The 13,976-nt window shown below is 72.3% G+C and carries 11 protein-coding genes; all 11 read left to right on the forward strand.

All coding sequences use genetic code 11. The annotated features are described in order from the left end of the window. Positions 1–75 precede the first annotated feature (75 nt). The 11 genes from murD (at position 76) to VLK66_RS13910 (ending at position 13,651) form a co-directional block, all read left to right on the forward strand. The gene (gene murD / locus VLK66_RS13860; RefSeq protein WP_325310025.1) at positions 76–1,482 is read left to right on the forward strand and encodes a UDP-N-acetylmuramoyl-L-alanine--D-glutamate ligase; all 1,407 of its coding nucleotides are present in this window, start codon (positions 76–78) and stop codon (positions 1,480–1,482) included. After that, positions 1,479–2,711, forward strand: a complete 1,233-nt coding sequence (locus VLK66_RS13865) for a putative peptidoglycan glycosyltransferase FtsW (RefSeq protein ID WP_325310026.1) — start codon at positions 1,479–1,481, stop codon at positions 2,709–2,711. Before murD ends, VLK66_RS13865 begins: the two co-directional genes overlap by 4 nt. Further along, positions 2,708–3,844 carry an undecaprenyldiphospho-muramoylpentapeptide beta-N-acetylglucosaminyltransferase gene (gene murG, locus VLK66_RS13870; RefSeq protein ID WP_325310027.1) on the forward strand — a complete coding sequence of 379 codons (1,137 nt, stop codon included), beginning with the start codon at positions 2,708–2,710 and terminating at the stop codon, positions 3,842–3,844. The genes VLK66_RS13865 and murG overlap by 4 nt, the downstream gene beginning before the upstream one ends. Before the next feature lie 466 nt (positions 3,845–4,310). Further along, entirely contained in the window at positions 4,311–5,735 is a 1,425-nt protein-coding gene (murC, locus tag VLK66_RS13875) for a UDP-N-acetylmuramate--L-alanine ligase (protein WP_325310028.1), read from the forward strand. After that, positions 5,732–6,472 carry a cell division protein FtsQ/DivIB gene (locus VLK66_RS13880; RefSeq protein WP_325310029.1) on the forward strand — a complete coding sequence of 247 codons (741 nt, stop codon included), beginning with the start codon at positions 5,732–5,734 and terminating at the stop codon, positions 6,470–6,472. Before murC ends, VLK66_RS13880 begins: the two co-directional genes overlap by 4 nt. A 61-nt stretch (positions 6,473–6,533) precedes the next feature. Then, entirely contained in the window at positions 6,534–7,793 is a 1,260-nt protein-coding gene (ftsA, locus tag VLK66_RS13885) for a cell division protein FtsA (protein ID WP_325310030.1), read from the forward strand. A 77-nt stretch (positions 7,794–7,870) separates the two neighbouring features. Then, a complete protein-coding gene (ftsZ, locus tag VLK66_RS13890; RefSeq protein WP_325310031.1) occupies positions 7,871–9,178 on the forward strand; it encodes a cell division protein FtsZ in 1,308 nt (435 codons plus the stop codon). Positions 9,179–9,486: 308 nt separating this feature from the next. Continuing rightward, entirely contained in the window at positions 9,487–10,758 is a 1,272-nt protein-coding gene (locus VLK66_RS13895) for a peptidoglycan DD-metalloendopeptidase family protein (RefSeq protein WP_325310032.1), read from the forward strand. Further along, the gene (hisA, locus tag VLK66_RS13900; RefSeq protein ID WP_325310033.1) at positions 10,751–11,500 is read left to right on the forward strand and encodes a 1-(5-phosphoribosyl)-5-[(5-phosphoribosylamino)methylideneamino]imidazole-4-carboxamide isomerase; all 750 of its coding nucleotides are present in this window, start codon (positions 10,751–10,753) and stop codon (positions 11,498–11,500) included. Before VLK66_RS13895 ends, hisA begins: the two co-directional genes overlap by 8 nt. Beyond that, positions 11,500–11,733: a hypothetical protein gene (locus VLK66_RS13905; protein ID WP_325310034.1), complete on the forward strand. Its 234-nt coding sequence runs from the start codon at positions 11,500–11,502 to the stop codon at positions 11,731–11,733. Before hisA ends, VLK66_RS13905 begins: the two co-directional genes overlap by 1 nt. Positions 11,734–12,115: 382 nt before the next feature. Then, positions 12,116–13,651 carry an MraY family glycosyltransferase gene (locus tag VLK66_RS13910; RefSeq protein WP_325310035.1) on the forward strand — a complete coding sequence of 512 codons (1,536 nt, stop codon included), beginning with the start codon at positions 12,116–12,118 and terminating at the stop codon, positions 13,649–13,651. Positions 13,652–13,976 lie beyond the last annotated feature (325 nt).

The raw sequence follows: 13,976 nt of genomic DNA on the forward strand, positions 1-13,976 counted from the left end.
TCGGGCTCCACATCAGGACCAGCAGACGCACCACCGCGGCACTTGGCACCAGGCACTTTGGCACCAGGCACTCCCATGAGCGCATCACTCGTCGGCGAAACCATCGGCGTGCTGGGGCTGGCCCGCAGCGGGCTGGCCGCCGCGAAGCTCGCGCTGGCCCGCGGCGCCCGCGTGTACGCCAGCGACATGGGCGACAACCCGCAGACGCGCCGCGCCGCCGAGCAGATCAACGCCATGGGCGGCCTCGCCGAGACCGGCCGCCACGACCTGGGCAAGCTGGCCCGCTGCAACCGCATCGTCCTGTCGCCCGGCATCCCGCCCACGGCCGCGGTGCTGCGCGCGCCCGAGATCGCCCACGTTCCCGTCATCCCCGAGATCGAGTTCGCCTTCGGGCTGCTGGAGTGCCCCGTCATCGCCATCACCGGCACCAACGGGAAGACGACGGTCACCTCGCTCATCGGCCATCTCCTGCACGAGCACGGGCAGGATGCGGCGGTGGGCGGCAACATCGGCACCGCACTCAGCGAGCTGGTGATGCGCGAGCCGCAGCCGCGCGTGGCGGTGGTGGAGACCAGCTCGTTCCAGCTCGGCGGGATCCGCGAGTTCAACCCGCGCATCGGCGTGCTGACGAACCTGGCGCCCGACCACCTGGACTGGTACAGCAGCGTCGACGCCTACTACGCCGACAAGGCGCACCTCTTCCGCAACGCCACCGGCGAGAGCCGCTGGGTGCTGAACGGCGAGGACCCGAAGGCGCGCGACCTTCCCGGCAGCGCGCCGGGAACGCGCTACTACTTCCGCGTCGCGTCGCAGCCGGCGGCCGGCGAGCTGGGCGGCTTCCTGTCGCCCGACGGGTGGCTGACGCTGCGGCTGGAGGCGGGGCGCGAGGAGCGCATCGTCACCGCCGGCGAGCTGCGCATCCTGGGGCAGCACAACATCGCCAACGCGCTGGCCGCCTCCATCGCCGCGCGGCTTGCCGGCGCGTCGCCCGAGGCCATCGCCCGCGGCCTGCGCTCGTTCGAGGCGCCCCCCCACCGCCTGCAGCCCATCGCCGAGACCGACGGCGTGCTGTGGATCAACGACAGCAAGGCCACCAACATCGCCTCCACCCAGGTGGCGGTGCGCGGGATGACGCGGCCCACCGTCCTGCTCCTGGGCGGGCGGCACAAGGGCGAGCCGTACACCGAGCTGCTGCCGGAGCTGGAGATGGGAAAGGTGAAGCGCATCCTGGCCTTCGGCGAGGCGGGGCCCGTGATCGAGCACGACCTGGCGGGGAAGTTCGCGTCCGTGGAGCGGGTGGACGGCGATTTCGACGACGTGGTGCGGCGCGCGCGCGAGGTCGCCCGGCCGGGCGACGCCGTGCTCCTTTCGCCCGCCTGCAGCAGCTTCGACATGTTCGTGAACTACGAGGAGCGCGGGAAGCGCTTCGCCGAGCTGGTTACGGGCAGGGCCGCGCCCGAGCCCGCGCTGGAGGCCGCGTGAGCGTGCTCGCGCTGGTCCGCAGGCGGGGCACCGGCGGCACCGCCGTCCTGCAGCCGGTCGTCCCCCCGCGCGAGCGGCGGGCCAAGGTGGCCGCGCCTCCGTCGCCCGTCGAGTTCGCCGTCGCGGAGGTGTGGGAGTCGAAGGTGCTGGTGGCGCTCACCTTCGTGGCCTTCTGCTTCGGGCTGATCGAGATGTACAGCGCCAGCGCCTTCATGGCGCGCGCCGAGGGGCACCCGGGGCACTGGTACGCGCTGAACCAGTTCGCCGGCGCGCTGATGGGCGCGGTGATGGCGGCCGTCCTCTCGCGCGTGGACTATCGCCGCTACCGCCTCTGGGCGTGGCCGATGCTCGTCGTGATCGGCGTGATGCTGGTGGTGATCGTGATGCCGGGGACGCATGCCATCGCCCCGCGCATCAACGGCGCACGGCGCTGGCTGAACCTGGGCGTCTCCTTCCAGCCCAGCGAGTTCGCCAAGATCGCGCTGATCGCGTGGACCGCCGCGCTGGCGGTGAAGAAGCAGGACCGGTTGCACTCGCTCAGCAAGGGCCTCGTCCCCTTCCTGGTCGTCTGGCTCCCCATCGTCGCCCTGGTGCTGCTGGAGCCCAACATGAGCGCGGCGCTGCTTCTCCTGCTGCTCTCGGCGCTGGTGCTCTTCGCGGGGGGCGCGCGCATCGGCCACTTCATCTTCTTCGGCCTGCTCGCCGTTCCCGTGATCTGGCACCAGATCACGCACGCGGGCTACCGCATGCAGCGCATCGCCGCCTTTCTCGATCCCACGGCGGACACCGACGGGGTGAGCTACCAGATCTACCAGTCGCTGATCGCGGTCGGCTCGGGTGGGCTGGGGGGGGTCGGATTCGGGGGGAGCCGGCAGAAGTTCGGGTTCCTTCCCGAGCCGCACAACGACTTCCTCTTCTCCATGATCGCCGAGGAGTGGGGGCTGCTGGGGATCGTGTTCGTGGTGGCGATCTTCGCCGGCTTCCTGTGGGTGGGCTACCGCATCGCCGCGCGGGCGCCGGACCGCTTCGGGTACCTGCTGGCCATCGGGATGACGAACATGATCGCCGTCTCCGGCTTCCTGCACATGGGCGTGGCCCTGTCGCTGCTGCCGACCACCGGCGTGGCGCTGCCGTTCATGAGCTACGGCCGCAGCGCGCTGCTCGCGCAGTTCTGCGCGGTGGGCATTCTCCTCAGCGTCGCCCGCGCGGCGAAGCGGGGGCCGGCATGAGCGCGCGCGTCCTCTTCGCCGGCGGCGGCACGGGCGGGCACCTGTATCCCGCGCTGAACCTGGGCGACGCGGTGAAGCGCGCCGACCCCTCCGCCGAGGTCTTCTTCGTGGGCGCGCAGCGCGGGGTGGAGAGCCGCGTGCTGCCGGAGAAGGGCGTGCAGCACCAGCTCCTGCCGATGGAGCCCATCCGCCGCGCGCGGCCGTGGGAGAACTGGAAGCTGTTCCCGGCGATGATGGGCACGTGGAGCCGGCTGCGCGGCCTCTTCCGCACCTTCCGCCCCGACGTCGTTGTCGGCACGGGCGGGTACGCGAGCGGACCGGCCGTGTTCTACGCGATGCTGCGCGGCGTTCCGTTCGCGCTGCAGGAGCAGAACTCGTTTCCGGGGTTCGTCACGCGCAAGCTGGCGGGGCGCGCGCGGCAGCTCCACCTGGCCTTCCCCGAGGCGCGGAAGTACCTGAAGACGGGGCCGAAGACGGAGATCTTCGAGTACGGCAACCCCATCAAGCCCCCCGACTTCGCGGTGGACCGGGCCACGGCGCGCGCCAGGTTCGGGCTGGGCGGCGGGATCGTCTGCCTGGTGACGGGCGGGAGCCAGGGCGCGCGCGCGGTGAACGAGGCGCTGCTCTCGGACCTGCGCGGAGTGGCGGAAGGGCGGCTGGAGGCGCCGCCGCCGGGGTTCGAGATCCTGTGGGCCACGGGAACGGGGAACTTCGACCAGGTGCAGGCGCGGCTGGGCGAGGCGGGGCGCCCCGCGTGGGTGAAGCCAATGGCGTACATCGAGGACATGCCGGGCGCGCTGGCCTCGGCGGACTTCGCCATCAGCCGCGCGGGGGCGATGTCGCTGGCCGAGCTGTGCGCCTGGGGGATCCCGGCCATCCTGGTGCCGCTCCCCACCGCCGCCGCCAACCACCAGCACCACAACGCGGTGGCGCTGGCCGACGCCGACGCCGCGCTGATGGTGCCCGAGAGCGAGCTGGGCCAGGGCCGCCTCTGGCGCGACATGATGGAGCTGGCCAAGGACCCCGCCCGCCGAGCGGAGCTCGCCGCGAAGGCCAGGGACCGCGGCAAGCCCGACGCGGCGGACCGGATTGCGGGGGAGCTGCTGAGGATGGTGGGAGAGAAGAAGTCCTGAGTCCCAAGTCCTGAGTCCTAAGTGACGGGCTTGGAGACGGTGAATGAATTCACCGCCAACAACAGCACAAAGTCCCTGCGGGACTGCTGGCGGGCATTCGGGTGATGCGCTGAAGCTTGTGCGGCGCTGAGTTCTCCCCCTCCCCCAGGCAGTTTTGGGGGAGGGGGTCGGGGGGAGAGGGCCGCGGTGGTGCGGCGGCACAATGGGTTCTCGATCGCGCAGATAGTTCGTCCGCAGGCGGTTGCCCCCGGTGGCGGGTGGTGAGGGGGATGGTTGGGAGTCGGGCCGCCGGGGGCCCGCCGCGGACGGGGAGACGGAATGTCGAGCGCGAACGTGGAGCCGAGCGCCGAACCAGCGCACTCCGCACGGACGCACTCACGCACTTGCAGTTCACTTGGGACTCAGGACCTGGGACTCAGGACTTCTTTTCAAGCCCTGTCAGTCGAGCGTTCCGAACGGTAGAATGGTGAGCGAAACCGAAATCGATCTCGTGGAGCTGGCCCGCAGCGGTCCCGTGCACTTCGTCGGCATCGGCGGGGCGGGGATGGCTCCGCTCGCCGAGATGCTGCTGCTGGCGGGCGGCCGGGTCACCGGGTGCCAGGACCACGTGAACGCCTCCGCGCGGCTTCTCCGGCGCCATGGTGCCGTGGTCACCGAGGGGCACGACCCGGCGCACGTGGCCGATTGCGTGGCCGTGGTGATGACCGCCGCCGTTCCCGAGGACCACCCCGAGATCGCCGCGGCGCGCGCGCGCGGCATCCCCGTGCTGAAGCGGGCGCGGGCGCTGGGCGCCATCGTCAACCGCGGCACCGTGGTGGGCATCGCGGGAACGCACGGGAAGACCACCACCACCACGCTCACCACCACCGTCCTGGCCGCCGCCGGTCTCGACCCCACCGGCTTCGTGGGCGCCCACGTCCCCGCGTGGGGCGGCAACCTCCGCGGCGGCGGCGACAAGGTCTACGTGGTCGAGGCCGACGAGTACGACCGCTCGTTCCACCAGCTCCATCCCAGGGTCGCCGTCGTCACCACGCTCGAGGCCGACCACCTGGACATCTACGGCTCGCTGGAGGCGGTGGAAGAGTCGTTCCTGGCCTACGCCGAGTCGGTGCCCGACGACGGGATGATCGCCTGCTGCGCCGACGACCACGGCGCCGCGCGTCTCGCCACCATCCTCCGCGGCGGGCCGGAGCGGGTGATGACCTACGGCCTGAACGCGGGCTCCATGCTCCGCGCCGAGGACGTCGCCGCCGACGCGGGCGGGCAGAGCTTCACCGTGCGCGAGCGGGGGAAGGTGCTGGGCGCGGCGCGGCTGCGGGCGCCCGGGCTGCACAACGTGCGCAACGCGCTGGCGGCCGTCGCGGTCGCGCGGCGCTTCGGGATCGCGTGGGACGTGATCGCGCGCGGGGTGGAGGAGTACGCGGGGATCGACCGGCGCTTCGAGCAGGTGGGCGAGGCCGGCGGGGTGCTGTTCGTGGACGACTACGCGCACCACCCCACCGAGATCGAGGCGACGCTGCGGGCCGCGCGCGCCTCGTATCCCGGCCGCCGCCTGGTCGCCGTCTTCCAGCCGCACCTGTACTCGCGGACGCGCGACTTCGCGCCGGAGTTCGGGCGGGTGCTGGCGGCGGCGGACGTGGTCTTCCTCACCGACATCTACGCGGCGCGCGAGCGGCCCATTCCCGGCATCACCGGCCAGCTGATCGCCACCCCCGCGCGGGAAGCGGGGGGCGACGTGCGCTACGTCCCCGACCGCGCGGAGATCGTGGACGCGGTCGCGGCCGAGCTGAAGCCGGGCGATCTCTGCCTGACCATGGGCGCGGGGAACCTGGACGAGGCCTCGCGCGACCTGCTGCGGCTCGTCTCCGAGCCGGCCGAGGCGGGGCGATGAAGCGGGCGCTGCGCCTCGCGCTCGTCGCCATTCCGGTCGCCGCCGCGGCCTCGTCGCCCTGGTGGGCGCCGCCGGCCGGTCGGCGGATCGAGTGGTTCGGCGCGGAGCGGGTGGAGGTCGCCGGCGCCCATCTCCTGGCGCCGCACGAGATCCTGCGGGCCAGTGGCGTGCGGGTGGGGACGAACGTGTGGAGCGATCCCGCCCCCTTCGTCGCCGCGCTCCGGCGCCACCCCGCCATCGCCGACGCGGAGGTGGTGCGCGTGCTCCCGAGGACGCTGCGCATCCGCATCACCGAGAAGACGCCCGCCGCGCTGGTGCTCGCGGGGACGCTCCGTCCGGCGACGGGGGACGGGGAGATCCTCTCCGTCGACCCCGCGCGCGAGCCCGTCGATCTCCCCGTGCTGGACGGGCGGGTGCGGACGGACGGCCGCGGGCGCGTGACCGATGCCGGGACGCGCGCCGCGCTGGCCGAGGCGGCGCGGCTGGGCGAGCTGGAGCCGGCGCTGATGGCGCGGGTGAGCGAGCTCCTCCCCGCGCCCGGCGAGCTGCGGCTGATCCTGGGCCAGCCCGCGCTGGACGTGCTGGTGCGCGACGGGATGGAGCCCGACGCGCTGGTCCGCCTCCGCGCCGCGGTCGACGACGTTGCCCGCCGCGCCGCGGCCGACACCACGCACCATGGACGCCCGACCGTGGACGCGCGCTTCGACGACCAGGTGGTCGTCCGCTGGCAGAGCTGAACCCCGTGCGAGCCGACGCACTTTCGCACTCTCGCACCTTCGCACTTTCGCACTCGCCCTGATGCGCCCAACCGTCGTTGCAGGCCTGGACATCGGCTCCAGCAAGACCGCCGTCGTGATCGCCGAGATCGACGGCGAGGCCGCGCAGCGCGCGCAGGTGAAGATCCTGGGCGTGGGCCAGGCGCGCACCACCGGCATCCGCCGCGAGATCGTCACCGACATCGAGGCCACCACCGAGGCCGTCCGCAAGGCGGTGAAGGAGGCCGAGCTGATGGCGGGGGTGAAGGTCGACCGCCTCTACACCGGCATCGCCGGCGAGCACATCCACGCCTGGCCATCCAACGGCGTCGTCGCCGTCGGGCGGCAGCAGGGCTCGCGCGACCAGGAGGTGAGCGCGGCCGACGTGGAGCGCGTGAACGAGGTCGCCCGCGCGGTGCCCATCCCCGCCGACCGTGAGCTGATCCACGCCATCCCGCAGGAGTACATCGTCGACGCGCAGGACGGCATCCGCGACCCGGTGGGGATGGCGGCCATGCGCCTCGAGGCCGAGGTCTTCATTGTCACCGGCTCGGCCAGCGCCGCGCAGAACATCCGCAAGTCGGTGACGCGCGCCGGGTACCAGGTCGCGGAGCTCGTCCTCGAGCCGCTGGCCTCCGCCGCCGCGGTCATGTCGGACGACGAGAAGGAGATCGGCACCGCGCTCGTCGAGCTCGGCGGGGGGACGACGGACGTCGCGGTCTTCCACGAGCGGAAGATCCGCCACCTGGCCAGCCTCCCGTGGGGCGGGTCGACGGTGACGAACGATCTCGCCAAGGGCCTCTCCCTCCCCTACGCGGAAGCGCAGCGGGCCAAGGAGCGGTGGGGCTCGGCGCGGGCCGACCTGATCAACCCGAACGAGACCTTCGAGATCCCCGGGCCGGCGCAGGGGCAGACGCGCCACGTTGCCCGCGAGCTGCTGGCGCACATCATCGAGCAGCGGATGGACGAGATCTTCGGACTCGTCGCGGCGGAGCTGGAGCGGAGCGGGCTGGCGGGGGCGCTGGGGGGCGGAATCGTGCTCACCGGCGGCGGCGCCAGCCTGGCGGGAATCGTGGAGCTGGCCGAGCGCAGCTTTGCCGCGCCGGTGCGCGTGGGCGTGCCCGGAGACGGGCTCGGCGGGCTTGCGGATTCGGTGCGCCGGCCCAAGTTTGCTACGGCTGCCGGCCTCGTCATCTACGGCTCCCGCCGACTCATCGACGACACCCCCGAAGGCGCCGCGTCCGGATCGTCTGTTTCCGGAACATTGCGGCGAGTGAAGGATTGGCTCGCGGACTTCTTCTAGGTCCCCAGGCCCTGGTATCCATGCATGCAAACCGACCGGCGGAACCCTCCCACGCGGACCGGAGGAGCGAACCCAAGATGATCTTCGAGTACGAAGACCCGATGCCGCAGAACGCCCGCATGAAGGTGGTGGGCGTGGGCGGCGGCGGCGGAAACGCCGTGAACCGGATGATCGAGGAGGACCTGGAGGGCGTGGAGTTCATCTCGGTGAACACCGACGCGCAGGTCCTGAAGATGAGCAAGGCGCCCGTCAAGCTGCAGATCGGGCAGAAGCTGACCCGCGGGCTGGGCGCCGGCGCGCGCCCCGACGTGGGGCGGCTGGCGCTGGAGGAGAACCGCGAGGAGATGCGGAAGGCGCTGGACGGCGCCGACCTGGTCTTCATCACCGCGGGGATGGGCGGCGGCACCGGCACCGGCGCCGCGCCGCTCATCGCCGAGATGGCGCGCGAGATGGGGGCGCTGACCATCGCCATCGTCACCAAGCCCTTCCAGTTCGAGGGGAAGAAGCGGATGCGGCAGGCCGACGAGGGGCTGATGGAGCTGAAGCGCGCGGCCGACACCATGATCGTGGTGCCGAACGAGCGCCTCCTCTCGGTGGTCGGCAAGGGCACCAGCTTCAAGGACGCGCTGAAGAAGGCCGACGAGGTGCTGCTGCACGCCACGCAGGGCATCTCCGACCTGATCCGCGTGACCGGCGAGGTGAACGTGGACTTCGCCGACGTGCGCACGATCATGAGCAACCGCGGCGCGGCGCTGATGGGCACCGGCTTCGGCAAGGGCGAGAACCGCGCGGTCGAGGCGGCGCAGGAGGCCATCTCGAGCCCGCTGCTGGACAACATCTCCATCTCGGGCGCGGCGGGCGTGCTGATCAACATCACCGGCGGGATGGACCTGGCGATCGACGAGGTGACCACCATCTCGTCCATCATCCAGGAAGCCGCGGGCGACGAGGCCGAGATCATCTTCGGCGCCGTGCACGACAGCGGGATGAAGGAAGAGGTGCGCGTGACCGTCATCGCCACGGGCTTCGAGCGCGGCGAGCCGGTGTTCGAGCGGCACGACAACGTGATCCGCGCCGACTTCCGGCGGGGCGACGCACGCCACGAGGTGCGCCCGCTCTCCGGCTCGCGCACCGTGCTCCCCGGCGGCGGCGCGGGCGACGGGCACTCCTCGCCCTTCGCGCGCCCCTCCGCCCCGGCGGAGCGCGAGCCCACGCCCTTCCACCCGCGCCCGGCGCCCGCGCCGCAGCCGCAGATGGAGCGCGAGCGCGAGGCCGGGCGCGAGCAGGGCACGCCGGTCACGCGGCTGCCGGTTCCGCCGCGCCAGCCCGAGAAGAGCGTGAACGACCTCGAGATCCCCACCTTCATCCGCCGGCAGATGGACTGATGGAAGGCTTCGCGGGATCGTAGGCACCAGAGCGCAGCGAGACCCCGGTGGACGGCGGGGGTCTCGCTGCGCTTCCGCTGGAGGGGACAGGGGACAGGGCGGCGCGCGGAGGGTTCGGAGCCGCGCGGAACCTTGGGAGCAACAACCCTCTCCCGTTATCGGGAGGGGTGGCGAGCCTCGGCGAGCCGGGTGAGGGGTGGAGGGTGAGGTCCAGGCCGCAATTCGCACGCACGCATCCGTTCTTCGGATGCTCTCGATCCAACTCGTCGCAAATCACTCGCAGTAGATCCAATCAGGAGGTACCCGGGATGGCGAATCCCTACCGCTTGCTCTCGATCGGCATGCTGGGCACGTTCGGCGTGGCCCTCGGCGCGGTGTTCCTGCATCGCCCCGAGCCCAGGCCGCCCGCCGCGCCCGGGCTGCTGCCCACGGCGCACGCCGCGCCGCTGGAGCACGTGCGCCACGAGAAGCTGCGGCACGGGCACTCGCTGGCCGAACTGCTGCGCCAGCTGGAGGTGGACGGCGAGCAGGCGGCCGCCATCCTCGCGCAGCTCCCCGACTCGGCGGGCGACGGCGAGGTGCGCGAGGGGCGCGAGTTCGACTTCCGCGTGGACACGCGCACCGGCGGACTGCGGCGCATGACGCTGCAGCTGGACGCCGACCGCGTGCTGCGCGTGGACGCCCGCGGCCGGCTCCGCGCGCGCGTCGACTCCGTCTCGGTGCACACCGACACCGCGGTGTTCGCGGGGACGGTGCGCTACTCGCTGTACGAGGCGCTGCTGAACGGCCACGGCGACATCCCGCGCCGCGAGCGCCAGCGCGTGGCCGACCAGATCGCCGACGGGATCTTCGAGACGCGGGTGGACTTCTCCAACGACCTCAACCCCGGCGACAGCTACCAGATCCTCTACGAGCGCACCGTGCGCCCCGACGGCACCGCGCGCCGCTCTCGGCTTCTCGCCGTGAGATTCCTCCTCTCCGGCCATCTATACGACGCGTACCTCTTCCGCCACGACGGGCAGGACGGGTGGTACGACGGCAAGGGGCAGGCGATGAAGCGCGGCTTCCTGCGCGCGCCGCTGGAGTTCCGCCGCATCAGCTCGGGCTTCACGCTGGGCCGCTTCCACCCCATCCTGCACATCATGCGCGCCCACGTGGGGATCGACTACGCCGCCTCGCCGGGAACGCCGGTGCGCGCGGTGGCCGACGGCGTGGTGCGCCGCGCCGGGTGGAGCGGGGGATACGGCAACCTGCTGGAGATCGCCCACGGACGCGGATATACGACGCGCTACGGCCACCTCCGCTCGTTCGCCAAGGGGATCGACGACGGGGTGCGGGTGCGGCAGGGGCAGGTGATCGCGTACGTGGGGATGACGGGGCTCGCGACGGGGCCGCACCTCCACTACGAGTTCCGGCAGAACGGGCGGCCCATCAACCCGGCCAACGTGCGGGAGATCCAGGCCGAGCCGGTGGACGGCTCGCGCTTCCGCGAGGTGGTGGAGGCGCGCGTGGCGGCGATGGAGCGCGAGGCGGGGGTGAAGCTGGCCGAGCGGCCCCGGCGCAGCCGCGATCGTGGGTAGCCGGTTCGCGCTGTACCCGGCCATCGACCTGCGCCGCGGCCGCTGCGTGCGGCTGGAGAAGGGCGAGGCGAGCCGGGAGACGGTGTATGGGGACGACCCGCTGGCCGTGGCGCGCTCGTTCGCGGACGCGGGCGCGGAGTGGATCCACGTGGTGGACCTGGACGCCGCGTTCGGCGACGGAAGCAACCGCGCGCTCATCCGCCGCGTGGTCGCCGGGACGCCGCTGAAGGTGCAGACGGGCGGGGGACTGCGGACGGAAGACGACCTCGCCGAGGTGCTGGACTCCGGCGCCGCCCGCGCGGTGATCGGCACCGCGGCCATCGAGAACCCCGACCTCGTCCGCCGCGCCGTCGACCGATTCGGCGCCGACCGCATCGCCGTCGGGCTCGACGCGCGGGGGCGCCGGCCGGCGGCGCGGGGGTGGACGGAGGAGAGCGGGACCGACCTCTTCGACCTGGCGAAGACGATGGTGGAGCTGGGCGCCCGCACCCTCGTCCACACCGACATCGAGCGCGACGGGATGCTGATGGGCCCCAACCTGGAGCTCTCCGCCGCGCTCGCGGCCGAGTCCGGCGCCGAGGTCGTCGTCAGCGGCGGGATGAGCGGGATGGGCGACGTGGACGCCGTCGCGGCCGCGGCGCGGGAGCGCGGCGGGATCGCGGGCGCCATCATCGGCAAGGCCATCTACGAGGGGCGGATCGGCCTCACCGAAGCCCTCCAGCGGGTGCGGGGGGAGGGCTGATGCCGCAGGTGCACATCCACCGCGTGCGCTTCGGCGTGAGCCGCGAGTCCGTGGCGAGCACCATCCAGCAGTACACGGGGATGGGGATGATCGAGGCGCGGAAGGCCGCGGACGACGCCGTCTCCGGCAAGGAGACCTCCATCTACATCGACGACTTCACCGCCGTCTACGAGCTCGCCGACACCCTCACCGACATGGGTGTCGAGGCGGAGGCGGACGAGAGCGACTACTGATCTTCTCCGCTCCTGTCCCGATGCAGTAAGAGCGGGTTCACGCGGAGAAGCGGAGGAGCAGAGACTCGGCCGGCGAACGGCACCGCGGATCGCGCCGAGGCGAGCGCCCGGGGCGCATCTCCCCCGCGGTCCGTCTGGCGCGGCGGGAGAGGGAAACGCAAGGAGTCGGCGTGAACAGGGTTCGTCCAAGCTGCGGCTTGACCCGTTGCAGTTTTCCCGTTACTCTGATGCGGCCGTTATCGACGGAAATCCTGAACATTATTCGACTTAGTAAACCGGGCGCGGACCGTCGCGACCGGACGGGTGTATCAGAAAACTGATGTCGCAGGACGCCGGCGCGTCGTTCGCCCGGCAAGCTCCCCCAGCCCGGTTCGGTTCCTCCGTGGCGTTCATCCTCACCGCACTGCTGGTCTCCGTGGGAACGGCCGTGGCCGTGACCCCGCTGCTGCTGCGCTTCCTGCTGGCGCGCGGCATCTACGGCCATGCGCGCGTGAAGGAGGGGGTGGAGCACAAGCCGGTGCCGCGGCTGGGCGGCGTGGCGGTGTGCCTGGCGTCGAGCCTGGGGATCGTGGCCGCGCTTCCCGTGGCCTTCGCCGACCCGTCGTTCCAGCCCGAGCGGCCGGCGGCGCTCTTCGGCGGGATGCTGCTGGCGGGATGGATCCTCTTCGCCGCCGGCGTGGTCGACGACCTGTACAACCTTCCCCCCCGCACCAAGCTCCTGGCCCAGCTGGCCGCCGCGCTGCTGGCGTGGCAGGCCGGCTTCCGCATCGACTACTTCACCGTGTTCGGCGGGGCGCACGCGCCGCTGGCGCTGCGCGCGCTGTCGCTCCCCATCACCGTGCTCTGGATCGTGGGGGTGACCAACGCCTTCAACCTGATCGACGGGCTGGACGGCCTGGCCACGGGGATCGGGCTGGTCGCGCTGTCGACCACGCTGGCGGTGGCGGTGAAGCTGGGGAACTGGGAAGTGGCGCTGGTCTGCGCCGCGCTGGCTGGCGCGCTCGCCGGGTTCCTGCGCTACAACTTCCGCCCCGCGCGCATCTTCCTGGGCGATTCGGGGAGCCTGTTCGTGGGCTTCATGCTGGCGGTGCTCTCCGTCCACGGCGCCACCAAGAGCACCACCGCGGTGCTCACCGTCATTCCCCTGCTGGTCCTTGCCCTGCCGCTGATCGACACGCTGCTGGCCATCGTGCGGCGGTGGCTGCGCGGGAAGCCCATCTTCGGCGCGGACGAGCGGCACGTGCACCACCGGCTGGTGGCCATCGGGCTGACGCACACGCGCGCGGCGGTGCTGATGTTCACCGCCGCCGCGGGGCTGGCCATGCTGGCGCTGCTCATCGCCTTCGCGCCGCCGCCGTCGGTGATGTACATCGCGGCGGGGGGCGGCGCGCTGTCGGCGGGGCTGCTGCTGTTCGGCATCAAGCGGCTGGGCTACCACGAGTTCGTGGAGGCGGGCGCGGCGGTGGCCAGCGGCGCGTCGCGGCTGCGCCGGTCGATCCGCGACCGCATCCACGCGCGCGACGTGGCGCAGGTGGTCTCGACCGCCGAGAGCGTGGAGCACCTGCGGGCGATCCTCTCCGACAACGCCGACGTGATGGGGCTGCTGGACGTGGTGTTCTGCCGCTGCTCGGACGCGGACGGCGCGCGCGGCGGGCTTCCGGCGGCGCACGCGGCCGCGGCGCTGAAGGTGGATTTCCCCATCGGCGAGGCGGGTGGGAGCGCGGACCCGTGGGTGGTGCGCGCCTGGTGCGACGGCACCGACCCGCACGCGCTTCCCGACGCGGTGCGCACGGTGCACGTGCTGGCCGATGCAGTGCGCGAGTGGATGGTGAGCGGCCCGCGCCGCCCCGCTCCGCGCCACGCGGAGCCGCACGCGCGCGGGGCGGCCGTGCTCCCGAACGAATCTCCCGCCTGGTGACGGACCTCTCCCTCGCGACGGCCGGGGCGGATGCTCGGCGCGGAAGCTCGCTTTCGCGCCGCTGCTGTTTTTCCCCCGGGAAGACGGGAGATGACGTGTCTCACCGCGGCAAGCTGACGCGCCCCCTGCCGGACGCCATCTTCCCGGTTTCGCCGGGAGAAGCGCAGCCGCCGATCCCGCGCGACGTCATGTTCCCGGCTTCGCGAGGCGCGCAGCCGCCGCCTCCCCGTGACGTCATCCTGAGGCCGGCCACACCGCAGTCCGTTTCCGCACCAGACGTCGCAGGCCAAAGGACCTATAGCCTGCCCGCACGTCAGCCGAGGTC

This window comes from Longimicrobium sp. (genome assembly GCF_035474595.1).
GTDB lineage: Bacteria > Gemmatimonadota > Gemmatimonadetes > Longimicrobiales > Longimicrobiaceae > Longimicrobium.

What these genes read in the sequence shown, in the direction of transcription:
- murD (WP_325310025.1), top strand. Translation starts at nt 76, where the DNA reads ATGAGCGCATCACTCGTCGGCGAAACCATCGGCGTGCTGGGGCTGGCC.
- murG (WP_325310027.1), top strand. Translation starts at nt 2,708, where the DNA reads ATGAGCGCGCGCGTCCTCTTCGCCGGCGGCGGCACGGGCGGGCACCTG.
- VLK66_RS13880 (WP_325310029.1), top strand. Translation starts at nt 5,732, where the DNA reads ATGAAGCGGGCGCTGCGCCTCGCGCTCGTCGCCATTCCGGTCGCCGCC.
- ftsA (WP_325310030.1), top strand. Translation starts at nt 6,534, where the DNA reads ATGCGCCCAACCGTCGTTGCAGGCCTGGACATCGGCTCCAGCAAGACC.
- ftsZ (WP_325310031.1), top strand. Translation starts at nt 7,871, where the DNA reads ATGATCTTCGAGTACGAAGACCCGATGCCGCAGAACGCCCGCATGAAG.
- VLK66_RS13895 (WP_325310032.1), top strand. Translation starts at nt 9,487, where the DNA reads ATGGCGAATCCCTACCGCTTGCTCTCGATCGGCATGCTGGGCACGTTC.
- VLK66_RS13905 (WP_325310034.1), top strand. Translation starts at nt 11,500, where the DNA reads ATGCCGCAGGTGCACATCCACCGCGTGCGCTTCGGCGTGAGCCGCGAG.